The 14,616-nt window shown below is 74.6% G+C and carries 14 protein-coding genes; 10 read left to right on the top strand and 4 right to left on the bottom strand.

All coding sequences use genetic code 11. From position 1 onward, the window contains the following. The first annotated feature begins 10 nt into the window (after window positions 1-10). From BSB02_RS37330 to BSB02_RS37310, 5 genes are read left to right on the top strand one after another with little or no spacing between them, the layout of a single operon-like run. Window positions 11-1,438, top strand: coding sequence for a hypothetical protein (locus BSB02_RS37330; RefSeq protein ID WP_143591674.1), 1,428 nt, complete (start codon window positions 11-13; stop codon window positions 1,436-1,438). Continuing rightward, complete coding sequence (locus BSB02_RS37325; RefSeq protein WP_143591672.1) at window positions 1,435-2,874, top strand: hypothetical protein; 1,440 nt, start codon at window positions 1,435-1,437, stop codon at window positions 2,872-2,874. Before BSB02_RS37330 ends, BSB02_RS37325 begins: the two co-directional genes overlap by 4 nt. A gap of 21 nt (window positions 2,875-2,895) precedes the next feature. Further along, a complete protein-coding gene (locus tag BSB02_RS37320; RefSeq protein ID WP_084965733.1) occupies window positions 2,896-3,891 on the top strand; it encodes a MinD/ParA family ATP-binding protein in 996 nt (331 codons plus the stop codon). After that, on the top strand, window positions 3,888-4,583 hold the full coding sequence (locus BSB02_RS37315) for a hypothetical protein (RefSeq protein WP_084965732.1): 696 nt from the start codon (window positions 3,888-3,890) through the stop codon (window positions 4,581-4,583). Before BSB02_RS37320 ends, BSB02_RS37315 begins: the two co-directional genes overlap by 4 nt. 44 nt (window positions 4,584-4,627) lie before the next feature. Beyond that, window positions 4,628-5,359: a glycoside hydrolase family 16 protein gene (locus tag BSB02_RS37310; RefSeq protein ID WP_084965731.1), complete on the top strand. Its 732-nt coding sequence runs from the start codon at window positions 4,628-4,630 to the stop codon at window positions 5,357-5,359. 89 nt (window positions 5,360-5,448) lie between these two features. On the opposite strand, the gene BSB02_RS37305 is transcribed toward BSB02_RS37310, so the two are convergent. Together BSB02_RS37305 and BSB02_RS37300 are read right to left on the bottom strand one after the other, a co-directional pair. After that, window positions 5,449-6,138, bottom strand: coding sequence for a carbonic anhydrase (locus BSB02_RS37305; protein ID WP_084965730.1), 690 nt, complete (start codon window positions 6,136-6,138; stop codon window positions 5,449-5,451). A 111-nt stretch (window positions 6,139-6,249) separates the two neighbouring features. Continuing rightward, window positions 6,250-6,846 carry a class I SAM-dependent methyltransferase gene (locus tag BSB02_RS37300; protein ID WP_084965729.1) on the bottom strand — a complete coding sequence of 199 codons (597 nt, stop codon included), beginning with the start codon at window positions 6,844-6,846 and terminating at the stop codon, window positions 6,250-6,252. A 20-nt stretch (window positions 6,847-6,866) separates the two neighbouring features. Between BSB02_RS37300 and BSB02_RS37295 the strand changes: the two genes are divergently transcribed. The 5 genes from BSB02_RS37295 (at window position 6,867) to BSB02_RS37275 (ending at window position 11,906) form a co-directional block, all read left to right on the top strand. Beyond that, a complete protein-coding gene (locus BSB02_RS37295) occupies window positions 6,867-7,427 on the top strand; it encodes a TetR/AcrR family transcriptional regulator (RefSeq protein ID WP_084965728.1) in 561 nt (186 codons plus the stop codon). 232 nt (window positions 7,428-7,659) lie between these two features. Beyond that, window positions 7,660-8,190, top strand: a complete 531-nt coding sequence (locus tag BSB02_RS37290; protein WP_158088857.1) for an EF-hand domain-containing protein — start codon at window positions 7,660-7,662, stop codon at window positions 8,188-8,190. A 94-nt stretch (window positions 8,191-8,284) separates the two neighbouring features. After that, complete coding sequence (locus BSB02_RS37285) at window positions 8,285-9,340, top strand: aminotransferase class I/II-fold pyridoxal phosphate-dependent enzyme (protein WP_084965726.1); 1,056 nt, start codon at window positions 8,285-8,287, stop codon at window positions 9,338-9,340. Beyond that, window positions 9,337-10,389, top strand: coding sequence for a cupin domain-containing protein (locus BSB02_RS37280; protein ID WP_084965725.1), 1,053 nt, complete (start codon window positions 9,337-9,339; stop codon window positions 10,387-10,389). Before BSB02_RS37285 ends, BSB02_RS37280 begins: the two co-directional genes overlap by 4 nt. Next, window positions 10,386-11,906 (top strand): pyridoxal phosphate-dependent decarboxylase family protein, encoded by a 1,521-nt coding sequence (locus BSB02_RS37275; RefSeq protein WP_084965724.1) that lies wholly within the window; start codon window positions 10,386-10,388, stop codon window positions 11,904-11,906. Before BSB02_RS37280 ends, BSB02_RS37275 begins: the two co-directional genes overlap by 4 nt. On the opposite strand, the gene BSB02_RS37270 is transcribed toward BSB02_RS37275, so the two are convergent. Together BSB02_RS37270 and BSB02_RS37265 are read right to left on the bottom strand one after the other, a co-directional pair. Further along, a complete protein-coding gene (locus BSB02_RS37270) occupies window positions 11,863-13,101 on the bottom strand; it encodes an MFS transporter (protein WP_084965723.1) in 1,239 nt (412 codons plus the stop codon). The genes BSB02_RS37275 and BSB02_RS37270 overlap by 44 nt on opposite strands. Window positions 13,102-13,241: 140 nt before the next feature. Continuing rightward, window positions 13,242-14,616, bottom strand: a 1,375-nt coding sequence (locus tag BSB02_RS37265) for a heavy metal translocating P-type ATPase (protein ID WP_084965722.1), incomplete at its 5' end; no start/stop codon positions are given.

Raw genomic sequence — 14,616 nt, 5'->3', positions numbered from 1 at the left:
AAGGAACACCATGGCGACATCCCCTCCCAGGATCCCCAGGTCCACGGTGGTCATCACGGTGCTGACGGTCGGCGTGTTCGGCGCCGGGACCGGTCTGGGGAGCATGCTGCACCGCCATCGCCAGCCGGCGCCCGCCCAGGAGGTGCTGAGGCTGGTCGCGGGAACCTACCAGCTCGACCTGCCGGTCGGCGCGGCGGTCAAGGCGCCCTCCCTCACCGGCGCGGACAGCGGAAGCGTCCTGTCCGGCGGGGGCGAGGCGGTGCCGGTGTGCCTGGGCGCGACCGTCGGGTGGCGGGCCGTCGCGGTGGACGGCGGCGCGTGCGCGGCGATGCCGATGCTGGGCGCGAGCCCCGACCTGGCGCCCCCGGCCCGGCCGGGCAATCCCAAGGAGTCCTCCACGCCCTCGGCCAAGCCGGACACGCCGCGGAAGACCGCTCCCCCGACCACGAAGAAGGACGGCAAGCCGACGCCGCAGCCGACCGTGAAGCACGACTCCCAGCCACCGGTCCGGCACACGCCCAAGCCGAGGCCGACGCCGCAGCAGACCACCGCGCCCGACAAGCCCGCGCCCAAGAAGAGCACGAAGCCGACGTCCGACGGCAAACCGAGCCCGAGCGTCGTGCCGGTCACACCGACCGCCGTGCGGTCGTGGAACATCACCCCCTGGCCGGAGACCCGAAACCGGCAGGAACCACCCGGCCGCAGCCCCACCCCGGAGGCCCGCGACCGGCGGGAACCGCCCGGCCGCACCCCGAACCCCACCCCGTCTACCTCCCAGAGGGCTCCTTCGCCCACGGTCACGCCGTCGGAGGACCGGCCCTGCGTGATCCCCGGTCCCAGCGGTGAGCCGTTACGGCCCGCGCTGCGTTCCCGCGCGGACTCCCGGTGCCCGACCGTCTTCCCTGTTCCGACCGTCACCGTGCCGGCGAGCCCGTCGGGCGAGCCGTACGAGTCCGCCGTCCCCTCGCCGAGCGGTCCCGCGACGCCGTCCCCCACCGCCCACGACGAGGCCAACCGGCTGCGGCCCGGCTCCCCCGAGGGCGACGTCCTGCCGGTCTTCCGCGATCCCGCCCTGCTGCGGCGCGCCGAGGAGGCGCTGGGCCTGGACGGCTCCAGGAGCTACGTGGACGAGAACGGCCAGTGGGACCTGACCATCGCCCCGCCGGGCACGCCGGAGTGCCGCGACTACAGCGACGCCGAGCTGCGCCGGCTCGGCCTGTCCCGCGAGGACCTCGCCCGCTCGCCCTCGGCCCTGCCGCGCGACTCGTGCCTGTGGCCGGCCTTCATCCGCTGGCTCTACGCCGAACCGGCCGAGGGCGAGGTCAGCAACTGGACCAAGTTCACCGGCCTGCCCGACCGCAGCATGCGGCTGGTGGTCGTCGACCCGCCCGGCAGCGCGTCCGCCGACACCACGCCGGGCGAGGTCGACGGGTCATGAACGCGGTCGCGCGAGCCCGGTTGCGCGAGCACGGCGCGCATCTGGCCGACTATGCCGCATACCGGGCCGGACCGGCGGCGGCTGCCGGGGCCGTCGCGGCGGCGTTGGAGGCGGCCCTGGAGTCCGCGCGCCGGCGCAGCGCGCCGCCGTCCGTCTCCGAGCGGGGGCTGCTGTTCGCCGAGCTGCGCCGCGTGTGCCTGGCCGACGGCGGCTGCACCGGCGCGTACCGGCCCGGCGGCGGGCCTGGCCTGCCGGACGCCGAGCTGATGGAACGCGCCTGGGCGCTGGCCGACCCGCTCGGGGTCGAGGCGCTGCTGCTGATGTTCCGGCACGAGCTGACGCTGGCCGACCTGGCTCACCTGCTCGCGCTGCCGCCCGGCGAGGCCCACCGCCTCATCCTGCGGACCCAGGACTTCATCGAGACGCTGGTCAGCGCCCTCGACGCGGACGCGCGGGGCCGCCCGGTCTGCGCCCTGGCGGGACCGCTGGTGGCGACCGCTCTCGGCGACGGTACGGCTGAGGCCAGGTCCGAGCTGCTCGACCACGTGCTCGGCTGCGCCGCGTGCACGCGGCCGATCAACATCCACTACACCGTGCCCCAGATGATCGACCACCGGCCCGTCGCCCCGCTCGGCGCCGCCGAGCGGGACCGGATCCTCGCCATGCTGGAGAGCCGGATCCGCGACCACGCGCGGGACACGGATCCGGTCGCCACGATGCCCCTGGCCGCTCCGGTGCCCGTCGAGCCGCTCGACACCGTCCCACCGCGGCGGACGACCCCATCGGAAACGCCGGAAACGCTCGAGGTACGGCTGCCGGCCGTACCTCGGCCCGGCGGCATGGACACCCCCCTCTACAACGCGCTGGCCACCCGGGCATGGGCGCGCGGCGTGCTGTCCCCCACCGACCCGGCCCCGCACCCGCCGCCCCGGCCCGCGGCGGACGCCGGGACCCCGCCCGGCCCCCCGCGGCGGGCCGGGTCCCGGCTGGCCGAGGCGCTGTGGACGGCCGGGTGGCGCACCCGCAGGACCGCCGCCCGCGTCGCGATCATGCTCGTCGCCGGCACGGCAGGCATGATCACCGGACTGCAGGTCGTCGGCCCCGCCCAGGACCCCCCGGGGCTCACCGCAGCCTCGGGATCGCAGGCCCCGGCCGGACGCCTGGTCCTGCCCCCGGCCGTCGAGCTGGACGCCTTCGGCCGCGGCAGCATCCGCCTGACGCTGACCGGCGATCCGGTGAGCCGGCACGTCGTCGCCCCCGGCCTGCGGGTCACCCCCGCCGTCGTCACCGGCGGCGAGGGCGAGCTCGTCGTGCTCCGGATACGGGCGCTGCGCGTGCGCCGCTGGTGCGGCGACCCCTCACCGGCCGAGACCACCCTGACCCTCCAGGGACCGGCCGACTCGGCCAGCACCCGAGTCCGCTGGCACACCTGTTGAACCCTCGAAAGGACGCCTCCCGTGACCGAAACCCCGTCCCGCGCCCAGCAGTCCCAGCGCCAGGCGCCGGCCGAGCCGTACGACCAGACCATCCCGCTCACCGCCGAGCGGCTGCTGACCAACCGGCGGCCCGAGCCGTCCGACGGCTGGCGGCGGTGGGTCTGGCTGCTGTCGGGCCGCCGCTACCTGCCGCCGGAGTCGGCCGCCGAGATCGAGCGCCGCACGCTGATCGCGCAGGCGCAGACCCCGGTGGCCAGCGGCCACCACCGCATCGCGGTGATGAGCCTCAAGGGCGGCGTGGGCAAGACCACCACCACCGTGGCCCTCGGCAACACCCTGGCCTCGCTGCGCGGGGACCGGGTCATCGCCATCGACGCCAACCCCGACCGCGGCACGCTCGGGCTGAAGGTCAAGTCCGAGACCGCCGCCACCATCCGGACGTTCCTGGCCGAAGCCGAGCACATCATCCGCTACGCCGACGCCCGCGCGTTCACCTCGCAGTCACCGGCCCGGCTGGAGGTCCTCGCCTCCGACACCGACCCGGCCGTCAGCGAGGCGTTCGACGGCGACGACTACCGCACCGTGGCCGGGCTGATCGAGCGCTTCTACTCCATCTGCCTCACCGACTGCGGCACCGGCCTGCTGCACGGCGCCATGAACGCCACCCTGGACCTGGCCGACCAGATCGTGCTCGTCAGCCTGCCCGCGGTCGACGGCGCGAACTCCGCCGCGGCGACCCTGGACTGGCTGACCGCCCACGGCCACGCCGACCTGGTCCGCAACGCCATCGTCGTGCTCAACGCCGTCGAGCAGCGCTGCGAGGTCGACGTCGACCTGCTGGAGGAGCACTTCACCGCCCGCTGCAAGGCCGTCATCCGCGTGCCGTACGACCCGCACCTGAAGGAGGGCGCGGAGGTGGACCTGCTGCGCCTGCGTCCCACCACCGCGGGCGCGTACCTGCGCCTGGCCGCCGCGGTCGGGCAGGCCTTCGCCCGGCCCGCCCGGAGGGCGCAGTGACCGTCCCGGTCGACGGCCAGGCCGTGCCCTGGGATCTGGGTCCCGTACGGCCCCGCCGCCCGATCGTGCTGCGCTGGACGGCGGGCGTGCTCGCGGCCGTGGCAGCGGCCTGGATCCTGCGTCCTTCCTCCTGCGGCGAACCGGTCGCGTTGCCCCAGCCGTCCGGCCACCACGGGGAGGCGGGCTACCCGGTCGGGTTCCCGCACACCGGTCCCGGCGCCGCGGCGGCCGCCGCCGCGGCGCTGGAGGCGGGCTGGAGCCTGGACGCCGAGGAGGCGGCGGCCGGCTCCGCGCTGTATGTGGCGCCCGACCAGCAGGCGCGGTCGCGGGCCGACGCGGCGAGCGCGACCGTCCACTGGCGGCGCGCCGTGGGCCTGCCCGACGACGGCGGCCTGCCCTCCGGCGCGGCCCTGACGGTGACCACCATCGGCGTCCGCTGGCAGGAGCGGTCCCGCGACCAGGTTGTGGTGTCCGTGCTGGCCCGGGTCGACGCGACCGCGGGCGACGCCGGGCCGGTCCACGCCGGCTCGCACGCGCGTACCTTCGTCATGACCTGGAGTCCCGCCCAGCGCGGCGGGGACTGGGTCCGCAGCCTGACCGCCCCGCCCGCCGCGCCGCCGCCGGTCGCCGAGCCCGGCAGCCCGGCCTTCGCCTCGGCCGGCTGGCGGCCCATCGCCCGCGGACACTCCTGAACGGCCGACCATCCGCACCCGCTCCTGAAGCCAGGGAGGCGACCATGAGGTCCCGGTTCGTCGCGGCATGCCTGGCCACCGCGCTGTCGTGTGGCCTGCTCGGCCTCGCGGGCGACGCCCGCGCCGACGCCCGCGCCGACGCCTGCGCCGGTGCCCAGAGCCGGTGGCGGCTGGTGTGGTGCGACGACTTCGACGACTACCTGGACCCCGCCGCCTGGGCGGTCTACGACTCGCCGGGCCACGCCGGCAGGGGCCGCCGCTCGCCCGACCAGCTGTACCTCGGCGACGGCACGCTGTTCCTGCACGGCCGCGCCGACGGCGTCACCGCCGGGCTGGCCGTGCGCCACTCCCAGACCCACGGCCGCTGGGAGGCGCGCATCCGGCTGTATCCGGGCGCGGGCTCCTACCATCCGGTCGCGCTGCTGTGGCCGACGGGAGGGGGAGGCGGCGTGCGACCGGCCACCGGTAGCGAGATCGACTTCCTCGAAGTGATCGACGACCCGCGGCGGCGGCGCGCGGCCTTCTTCTTCCACCACCCGGGCGGCACCGAGCAGGCCCACGCCGAGCTGGACATGACCACCTGGCACACCTATGCCGTGGAGAACACCCCCGAGGGCGTCGTCGGGTACGTCGACGGCCGGGAGTGGTTCCGGTCCCGCGCCCATGCCACCACGCCCATGTCGCCCTGCCTGCAGCTGGACTGGTTCCCCGGCCGGGGCGAGGCCGGGGAGGCCTGGATGGAGGTGGACTGGCTGCGCGTCTACGCCCCCGGCTGACAGTCCCCGAGGGCTGCTGAGCGTCGTGGCCACCTCGGGCGGGCGCGGCGGGCCGGGTCACGGCCGCCGGTGCCCGCCCGGGTCGCGCGCTAGACCAGGCGGGTCACCTCACCGGTGTCGAGGGAGTAGTAGGCGCCCACGATCTTGAGCCGCTTGCGGGCGATGCGCGAGGCGAGAAGCTTGTCCTTCTTGAGCCTGGCGACCACGTCCATCGTGTTGACGCGGATCATCTTGTCCACGTCGCCGTGGGAACGCTCATAGGCGGGACGCAGCGCTTCGACGATGCGCTGGAGGTCGCCGGGGAGCTTGGTGCCGTCGTGCAGCGCGTGGGCGGCGGCGGTGACGGCGCCGCACCGCTGGTGGCCGAGGACGACGATCAGGGGGACGCCCAGTTCGGCGGGGCCGTACTCGATGGCGCCGGTCACGAGGGGGTCGATGGTCTGGGCGGCGCTGCGGACGGTGAGCAGGTCGCCGATCCCGGCGTCGAACACGATCTCGGGAGGCACCCGCGAGTCGATGCACGAGACGATCACGGCGTACGGGTCCTGCTTCTGGGCAACCTCGGCACGGCGGGCGGGGTCCTGGTGGGGGCGGGTCGCGGTGCCGGAGACCCAGCGGCGGTTGCCCTCACGGAGGGTGGCCCAGGCCTCATCGGGGGTCACCGGGCGGGTGGCGGTCCCGGTGGCGGCGTGCGCGACACCGCTGTCTAACAGCAGGCCACCGGTGATCAGGCCGGCGCCGCGGAGAACGGCGCGGCGGTTCATGATCTTCGCAGTCATAGACCGAGTATCCGAGCATGAGCCGCCTGGTGGGACGTGATCTGCGCCACGGTGCCGCACCGGTGGCCGGTCACCCGCCCAGCGGGTCGCGCCACGGGCGACCGGGACCGCTCAGGCGGCCGGCCGTACCGCCCGGACGTAGAAGAGCATCGGCTTGAGCTCGCCCTCGTCCTCGACGCGGAAGCCCGCCTCCGGGACGGCGGTGCCGAGCAGCCCGCGAAGGTCGTGCCGCATGGCCGGCCCGGTCAGCAGGCCCGCCAGGCGGTTGGCCAGCCGGCCGGTGGGCGGGCGGAACTCGGCGATCAGCAGCCTGCCGCCGGGCCGCAGCACGCGGAACATCTCCCGTACGGCGGCGCCGCGCTCTCCGGCGGGCATGTGGTGGACGGCCAGGCTGGAGACGACGATGTCGAAGGACATGTCGGGAAGGTCGAGGGTCTGCCCGACGCCGACGAGGTAGCGGCAGTTCGCGGGGGCGCGCCGCCGGGCGTGCTCGACCATCGCGGGCGAGGCGTCGACGCCGGTCACCTGGCCGGTGGGACCGGCGACCGGAGCGAGGATGCGGGTCAGGTAGCCGGTGCCGCAGCCCACGTCCAGCACCTGGTGGCCGGGCCGGACGCCGGACAGCGTGGCCAGGCGGGTGAAGACCTCGCGCCGCCGTCCGAGGAAGGCGATGGACGCGACGACGTCGTAGGCGCGGGGACGGTCGATCGTGCCGCCCCCGTCGGCGGGTGCGGCGTACCCGGGCGGCCATCCAGCGGGCGCTGGTGGAGCTGATCCTGGAGAAAGGCTACGACGCGGTCACCGTCACGGAGCTGATCGACCGCGCCGACGTCGGGCGTTCCACCTTCTACGCCCACTTCGCCGACAAGCGGGAGGTGCTGTACGGCTTCATGGAGGAGCAGCTCGCCTTCCTCCTCCCGGCGCCGGCCACCGGCGGGCCGCTGTTCCCCTACAGCCGTCGGATGTTCGAGCACGCATGGGAGCAGCGCCGGTTGCTGCGGGCGCTGCTCGGACGGCGCGGCGGCGTGGTCCACACGCGCGGCGAGCAGATGTTCGCCACTGTCGTGCGCGAGGAGCTGGTCGCCCGTGGGCTGCGCTCCTCGGTCGACGTCGTCGTCGCGTGCGTCGTGGGGGCGTTCATGACGCTGGTCGGCAAGTGGCTGGACGGCGAGATCAGGGGGACTCCGGCGGAGCTGGACGCGGCCTTTCGGGCGGCCGTCACCCCCGGCGTCGAGCACATGATCGCCACGTGTGCGGATGGAAGAGATCGAAGGGATCGGAGGTCCTGAGCGAGCCGCAAGATCGCCGTGCGGTTCCGACTCATCACGGCAAGGGCTGACTTCTCCGGTTCTGGGAAAGAATCGCCGTGCCCTCCCCCATGCGGGTCAACTTTCCCCGTTCTTCGGCCCGGCGGCGGAGTGAGAGCCTCGTTCCCGGGATATGTAGCGCCGTGACCTGCAGAAACGGGCCGGTGGCCCGTGCCGACGCATGCCTGCCGCCGGCCCATCACGAGGGGGGAACATGGCAACTCAGGTCCAGGAGCGCAAGCTCGCCCGGCATTTCGAGCTTCTCGACTACGACAGGGACGGCTACATCGAGCAGTCCGACCTCAAGGCCTTCGCGGAGCGCATCTGCCAGGCCGGCCAGGTCGAGCCGACCTCGCCGGAAGGCCGCGCGGTCGTCCAGCAGGCCGAGAGGCTCTGGCAGGCGCTGCAGCGCGCCCACGACAAGAACGGCGACCAAGCGGTGAGCCGGCAGGAGTTCGTCGACTGCGCCGAATCCGAGCAGGTGCTCAAGCAGGCCATCCAGCTGGGCGTGGCCGCCTTCGACGTCATGGACCGGGACGACGACGACCGGATCAGCATGCAGGAGTGGCTCTCCCTGGACCGCTCGCTCGGTGTGAACGCCGCCGACAGCGAGGAGGGCTTCCGGCGGCTCGACAGGGACGGCGACGGCCACATCAGCAAGAAGGAGTTCACCAAGGGCGTCGAGGAGTTCTACCGCAGCTCCAACTCGGCGGCTCCCGGCAACTGGACGTTCGGCCGGTTCTGACCCCGGGCGTCCGGTGACCCCGTCGAGGCTCTGGCGGCGCGCCGCCAGAGCCTCTTCGCGGACCGACGACGCCTTGCTCCCTGGAGGCAGCCTCATGCGGGAAACGATCCTGGAGTTGCCGCCGGCCGGGCCGTTCAGCCCGCGGCCGGAGAGCATCGGCTGGATCAACCTGCGGTCCAACGAGAACCCGTTCGGCGGGCCGTACCGCCGGTATCCGGACGACGAGGACGAGGTCCTGGTCCGCCGCTACGTCGAGGCGCTGGACGCGGTCGAGCCGCCCGGCCCCGCCGGGTCGTGGGCGTGGACCGGCGACACCGTGCTGATCACCCGTGGCGCGGTGGACGCCCTCGACCTGGTCCTGCGGGCCTTCTTCGAACCCGGTGCCGACCGGGTGGCCGTCACGCCGCCGACGTTCGGGTTCTTCCACCGGCTGGCGGCGGTCCACGGCATCGCCCGGCATGCCGTACCGCTGGGCGGGGACAGGTGGGACCGGCTCGACGTCGAACGGCTGGTCGCGGCGCCCGTCAGGGGCGTGCTGCTGTGCGACCCCAACAACCCGACCAGCACGCGCCTGCACGAGGGCGACCTGCTGGAGCTGCTGGCGCGCTTCCCCGGGCTGGTGATCGTCGACGAGACCTACGTCGAGCTGGACCGGCGGCCCTCCCACCGGCACCTGGTGGCCCGCCACCCGAACCTCATCGTGCTGCGCTCGATGTCCAAGGGGTTCGGGCTGGCGGGCCTGCGGCTCGGCGCCGTCCTCGCGGACCCGGCCGTGATCGCCGCCATCCGGCGCGTGCGCCCGCCGTTCCCCGTGCCGGGCCCCGTCGCCGAGCGGGCCGCGAGCGAACTGGCCGACCACGCCGCGCTGCGCGCCCGCGTCGACGCCCTCGTCGCCGAGCGGGACCTGCTGGCGGAGAAGCTGGCGCGGTGCCCGAACGTGCGCCGGGTCTTCGCGGACGCCGGCTTCGTCACCGTGGAGGCCGAGGACCCGGCCGCCATGGCGGCCGCGCTCCGGCGGGGGCGGATCGACGCGCTGGCCGACCCCGGCGGCTGGCGGGGGCGCATCCGCGTCAGCGTCGGGCTCCCCCACGAGAACGCGCACCTCATCGCGGTGCTGCAAGAGAACCGACAGGGGAAAGGACTGACATGACCGACACCGTGGTCACCGTGGTCACCGTGTCCCGGGCCGACATCCGGGCGATCGCCTCCGTGGAGGTGGGAGGCGAGACCCACTGGCTGGGCGAGCACCGGGACTTCCGGCGGCATGAGGCGCTCGCCCGCTTCCTGCCCGAGCACGGCCGCTTCTCCCTGGCGTGGGTCCGGCTGCGGGACGGCGAGCGCCTGGACATCCACGAGCACCCCACCAAGTCGATGATCATCGTGTGCCGTGGGTCGGTCCGGCTCATCGGCGACCGGGACGAACGGCTCGGCGAGGGCGACGTGGTCTGCGTCGAGCCGGGGGCCAAGCACGGGTTCGAGACGCTGCCCGGAGAGGAGTTCCACGGGCTGTCGGTGCAGTTCGAGGGCGGCGGGCTGTACGAGCGCGAGGAGGCGCCCCGGGTGCGCTTCACCGAGCAGGCGGCGGCCTCGCTCGCGGAGCTGGAGACGCTCAACACGCGGCGGTTGCGGCGCTTCGCCGGGCACCGGCTGTTCGGGTTCTTCGACAGCGGCCGGATGAGCAGGGAGCCGGAGCTGCGCGACCGCTTCCTCGCGGCGCTGCACGTCTGGTCGGTCTACTTCCAGCGGATGCTCCACGCCCGGCAGGCCGTGTGCCCCGATCCGCAGCTGCGCGAGATCTACGCGGGGCATCTGCGGGAGGAGTTCGGCCACGACGAGCTGCTGCGGGTACGGCACGCCGTGTCGGCCGACGTCTACGACCCGGCCCTGGAGGCCGCGGGCAGCTGGTTCGTCATGCGGATGCACGGCGGGGACGAGGCCGAGAAGATCGTGATCGTCCACATGGTGGTCGAGTCGAGCTGTCACGTGTTCGGCGAGAAGACCAGGGTGGCCTTCGAGGGCGCCGATGGGTCGTACTTCGACCTGCACGCGCAGGTCGACGAGGACCACCGGGAGATCGGGCGCGACCATCTGCGGTCGCTGTCGCCGACGCGGTTCCCGCGGCTGATGCGGGTGTGCGAGGAGGCGTGGGACCAGCTGGAGCTGGTCTTCGACCGGATCGCCGCGCACGTCGAGCCGTGAGCGGCCGGGCGGAGTTCATGGCGGTCCTGCGCGACGTCGTGGAGGACTATTTCGGCTGGCGTGAGGCGTGCCTGGGCGGGGCCGCCGACCCCGGTGGTCCTGGCTTTCCCGGCGGCCCGGATGCGGGCGCCCTGGTGCGGGAGCTGTCCAAGCGGCTGGCGCGGGAGTCGACGCCGTGGCCGTCGCCGCTGTATCTGGCTCACATGACCGGGGACACGCCGCCCGCCGTCGCCCTGGCGTACCTGTGCGCCCTGCTGTACAACCCCAACAACGTCGCCGAGGAGTCCTCGCCGGTCACCACGGAGCTGGAACGCGAGGTGGGCGAGGACCTGTGCCGCCTGGTGGGCTACGACCCCGCCACGGGCTGGGCGCACCTCGCCTCCGGCGGGCACGCGGCCTCCTACGAGGCGGTGTGGATCGCCCGGAACCTGCGCGCCCTGCCGCTCGCCGCCGCGGCCGACCCGGCGGCGCGCGACCTGGTCGCAGGCATCCCGCGGGTGAGCCTCGCGAACCTGCCGGTGCCCAGGATCCTGGACCTCCTCGACGCGCTCGCCGCCCGCGGCGTGCGCCCCGCCCGCCGGGGCGGCGGCACGCTGCTGTTCGCCCGCAACGCCCACCAGACCTGGCGCAAGTGCGCCGACCTGCTGGGCGTGGCGGCCGAGGAGGTCGAAACGGACGAGCATCACCGGATGGACCTGCGCGACCTGCGACGGCGCGTCGTCGACCTGGTCGGGCGCGGCCGTCCCGTCGTGGCCGTCGTGGCGACGGTCGGCAGCACCGGCGAGGGCAGCGTGGACGACCTCGCCGGTGTCATACGGCTGCGCGAGTGGTGCGAGCGGCGCTACGGGGCGTCCTTCTACGTGCACGCCGACGCCGCCTTCGGCGGCTACTACCGCTCGCTGTGCCTCGGGGACGAACCGCCGCAGGAGGAGATCCTCAAGCCGCACGTCCGCGAGGCGTTCGCGGCACTGCCCCTGGCCGACTCCGTCACCGTCGACCCGCACAAGACCGGCTGCGTGCCGTACCCGGCGGGCGGGCTGGCCCTGCGCGACAGGCGGGCCAGCGCGGTGGTCGCGACCCGGTCGGGGTACTTCCGCGAGGCGACGCCGGCCGGCCACTACACGCTGGAGGGGGCCAGGCCGGGCGCGGCGGCGGCGGCCGTGTGGGCGGCGCACCGGCTGATCGGCCTGCACGCCCGCGGGTACGGCAGGCTGCTCGGCGGCTGCCTGGACACCGCGCGGCGCCTGCACCGGCGCTTCCCGGCGCCCGGCGGGCTGGTCAGCGCCTACGACCCCGACCTGACGATCGTCAACCTGGCCGGCGGGCAGAAGGTCGTCGGCCGGGCGCTGGCCGCGCTGCGCGCCGACGGCAGGCTGTGGGTCTCGGCCAACGGGCCGGCGGTGCGCCTGTGCGTCATGAAGGAGCTCGACCCGCCGAGGCTCGACCACGTGTGCCGCCTGCTGCGGGAGGCGGCTAGGGCGTGCGGTCCACCAGTACCCGGCTCAACGCCGCGGTGACCGCTCCGGCCAGGACGACGATCAGCAGTCCCACCCGCAGGCTCGACAGGTCCGCGATGGAGCCGACGAGCGGCGGCGAGGCCAGGAAGCCCACGCGCAGCACCCAGCTGACGACGGTCAGCCCGGTGCCCCTGGGCAGGCCGGGCAGCTCGTCGGCGGAGTGCATGGCCGCCGGGATGAGGGTCGCGACGCCCAGCCCCGCCAGGGCGAACCCGGCCAGCGTGGTGCCGACGGTCGGCACGGCCAGCGCCAGGCCTATCCCGGCCGCGGCGAACAGGCCGCCCGTGCCGACCACGGCGCGCTGGCCGAAGCGGTCGACCATCCGGTCGCCGGTCAGCCGACCGGCGGTCATCGCGACCTGCAGCGCGACGAACGCCAGCCCGGCGACCGCCGCGCCCGCGCCCACGGTGTCGGTCAGGTAGATGGCGCCCCAGGACGCTCCGGCGTCCTCGACCACGGCGCCGCAGATGGCGAGCGTCCCCAGGGCGGCGAGCATCCGTACGGCGGAGCGCGCCCACGGGCGGGCCCGCTCGTGGAGCGGCGCGGGTGGTGCGGCGGGATGGCCGTCGGAGGCCGCGAGGTCCTGCGCCTCCGCGGCCCGCTCGGCGTCCTCCGGGCCCGGCAGCATGAAACGGTAGGCGGCCAGCGCGACCAGGCTGAACAGCACGGCCGAGATCGACAGGTGGATCAGGAGCGGCAGCCGCAGGCCCGCCGCGGCCGAGCCCATCAGGCCGCCCAGCACGGCGCCGATGCTCCACAGCCCGTGGAAGGCGTTGACGATGGACCGGCCGTAAAGCCGCTGGACCCGCAGCCCATGGGCGTTCTGCGCCACGTCGATGATCGCGTCGAGGGCGCCGACCACGAGCAGCACGGCGGCCAGCGCCGGCCAGGCCGGCACGAACGGGATCAGCAACGTCGCGGCGGCCAGCAGGACGATCCCGCCGGCGGCGACGCGCGCGGACCCGAACCGCCGGATCGCGGCGCCCGCCAGCAGCCCGGACAGGAGCGCTCCCAGCGGCATGGCGGCCACTGCGGTCCCCAGGATGGCGTTGCTCAGCCCCAGGTCGGCCTTCAGCTCGGGATAGCGGGGCACGACGTTGGCGAACAGCGCGCCGTTGGTGAGGAACACGGCCGCGACGGCGGCCCGGGCGTGTCGTGCCCGGCGGGTCGGGGTGGCGGTGTCGGCGCTGGTCATCCTGGATCCTGAGCGGGCGGGGACATGTCAGACGACTGTATCCAGGCGCCTCACGCTCCCCGCGCCCCGGGGTCCGGCCCTGTGGACGAAAGCGGGAGCCGGCGCGCCGATCGTCACGCCGGCTCCCGCTCACCCGAGGGTCACAGGAGGGACTTGAACCGCCGCAGCCGCAGGCTGTTGCTCACCACGAACACGCTGGAGAACGCCATCGCCGCCCCGGCGATCATCGGGTTGAGCAGCCCCATGGCCGCCAGCGGCAGGGCCGCCACGTTGTAGGCGAACGCCCAGAACAGGTTGCCCTTGATGGTGCGCAGCGTGCGCCGCGCCAGCCGGATCGCGTCGGCCGCCACCCGCAGGTCGCCGCGCACCAGCGTCAGGTCGGAGGCCTCGATCGCCACGTCGGTGCCGGTGCCCATGGCCAGCCCCAGGTCGGCCTGGGCCAGCGCGGCGGCGTCGTTGACGCCGTCGCCGGCCATGGCCACGGTCTTCCCCTCGGCCTGCAGCCTCTTGACCACGGCCACCTTGTCGGCCGGCAGCACCTCGGCGATCACCTGCTCGGGGGCGATGCCGACCTCGGCCGCCACCGAGTGGGCCACCGCCTGGTGGTCGCCGGTGAGCAGCACCGGGGTCAGCCCCAGCCGGCGCAGCTGGGCGATCGCCTGGGCGGAGGTCGGCTTGATCACGTCGGCCACGACCAGCACGCCGCGGGCCTTGCCGTCCCAGCCGACCGCGACCGCGGTGCGGCCGGCCGCCTGCGCCTCCTCCAACTTCCGCTCCAGATCGACCGGGAGATACTGGGACCACTCGGCCAGCAGCTTGGGCCGGCCGACCAGCACCGCGTGCCCGTCGACGACGCCCTGGACGCCCAGCCCCTCGACGTTGGCGAAGTCCTCGGGGGTGGGCAGCTCCCCGACATGTTCGGCGGCGCCGCGGGCGATCGCCTGGGCGATGGGGTGCTCGGAGGCGTGCTCCAGCGCTCCGGCCAGGCGCAGCGCCTCCTGCTCCGACTCGCCCTCGGCCACGTGGACCGCCACCAGGCTCATCCGGCCCTCGGTGATGGTGCCGGTCTTGTCCAGCACGATCGTGTCGATCCGGCGGGTCGACTCCAGCACCTCCGGGCCCTTGATGAGGATGCCGAGCTGGGCCCCGCGCCCGGTGCCGACCAGCAGCGCGGTGGGGGTGGCCAACCCGAGCGCGCACGGGCAGGCGATGATCAGCACGGCCACCGCCGCGGTGAAGGCCGCCGCCGCGCCCGCGCCGGTGCCGAGCCAGAAACCCAGCGTGCCGGCCGACAGGGCGATCACGATCGGCACGAAGACGCCCGAGATGCGGTCGGCCAGCCGCTGCGCCTGCGCCTTGCCGGTCTGGGCCTGCTCCACCAGCCTGGCCATCTGGGCCAGCTGGGTGTCGGCGCCGACGCGGGTGGCGCGCACCACCAGCCGGCCGCCCGCGTTCACGGTGGCGCCGGTCACCGCGTCGCCGGGCCGTACCTCCACCGGGACCGACTCGCCGGTC

The sequence above is a fragment of the Thermoactinospora rubra genome, assembly GCF_002093975.1.
In the GTDB taxonomy this organism is placed as follows: Bacteria; Actinomycetota; Actinomycetes; order Streptosporangiales; family Streptosporangiaceae; genus Nonomuraea; species Nonomuraea rubra_A.
The sequence above is the reverse complement of the archived record's forward strand: the minus strand, read 5'-3'. Positions and strand labels throughout refer to the sequence as shown.

What these genes read in the sequence shown, in the direction of transcription:
- BSB02_RS37330 (WP_143591674.1), top strand. Translation starts at nt 11, where the DNA reads ATGGCGACATCCCCTCCCAGGATCCCCAGGTCCACGGTGGTCATCACG.
- BSB02_RS37325 (WP_143591672.1), top strand. Translation starts at nt 1,435, where the DNA reads ATGAACGCGGTCGCGCGAGCCCGGTTGCGCGAGCACGGCGCGCATCTG.
- BSB02_RS37310 (WP_084965731.1), top strand. Translation starts at nt 4,628, where the DNA reads ATGAGGTCCCGGTTCGTCGCGGCATGCCTGGCCACCGCGCTGTCGTGT.
- BSB02_RS37305 (WP_084965730.1), bottom strand. Translation starts at nt 6,138, where the DNA reads ATGACTGCGAAGATCATGAACCGCCGCGCCGTTCTCCGCGGCGCCGGC.
- BSB02_RS37290 (WP_158088857.1), top strand. Translation starts at nt 7,660, where the DNA reads ATGGCAACTCAGGTCCAGGAGCGCAAGCTCGCCCGGCATTTCGAGCTT.
- BSB02_RS37285 (WP_084965726.1), top strand. Translation starts at nt 8,285, where the DNA reads ATGCGGGAAACGATCCTGGAGTTGCCGCCGGCCGGGCCGTTCAGCCCG.
- BSB02_RS37280 (WP_084965725.1), top strand. Translation starts at nt 9,337, where the DNA reads ATGACCGACACCGTGGTCACCGTGGTCACCGTGTCCCGGGCCGACATC.
- BSB02_RS37270 (WP_084965723.1), bottom strand. Translation starts at nt 13,101, where the DNA reads ATGACCAGCGCCGACACCGCCACCCCGACCCGCCGGGCACGACACGCC.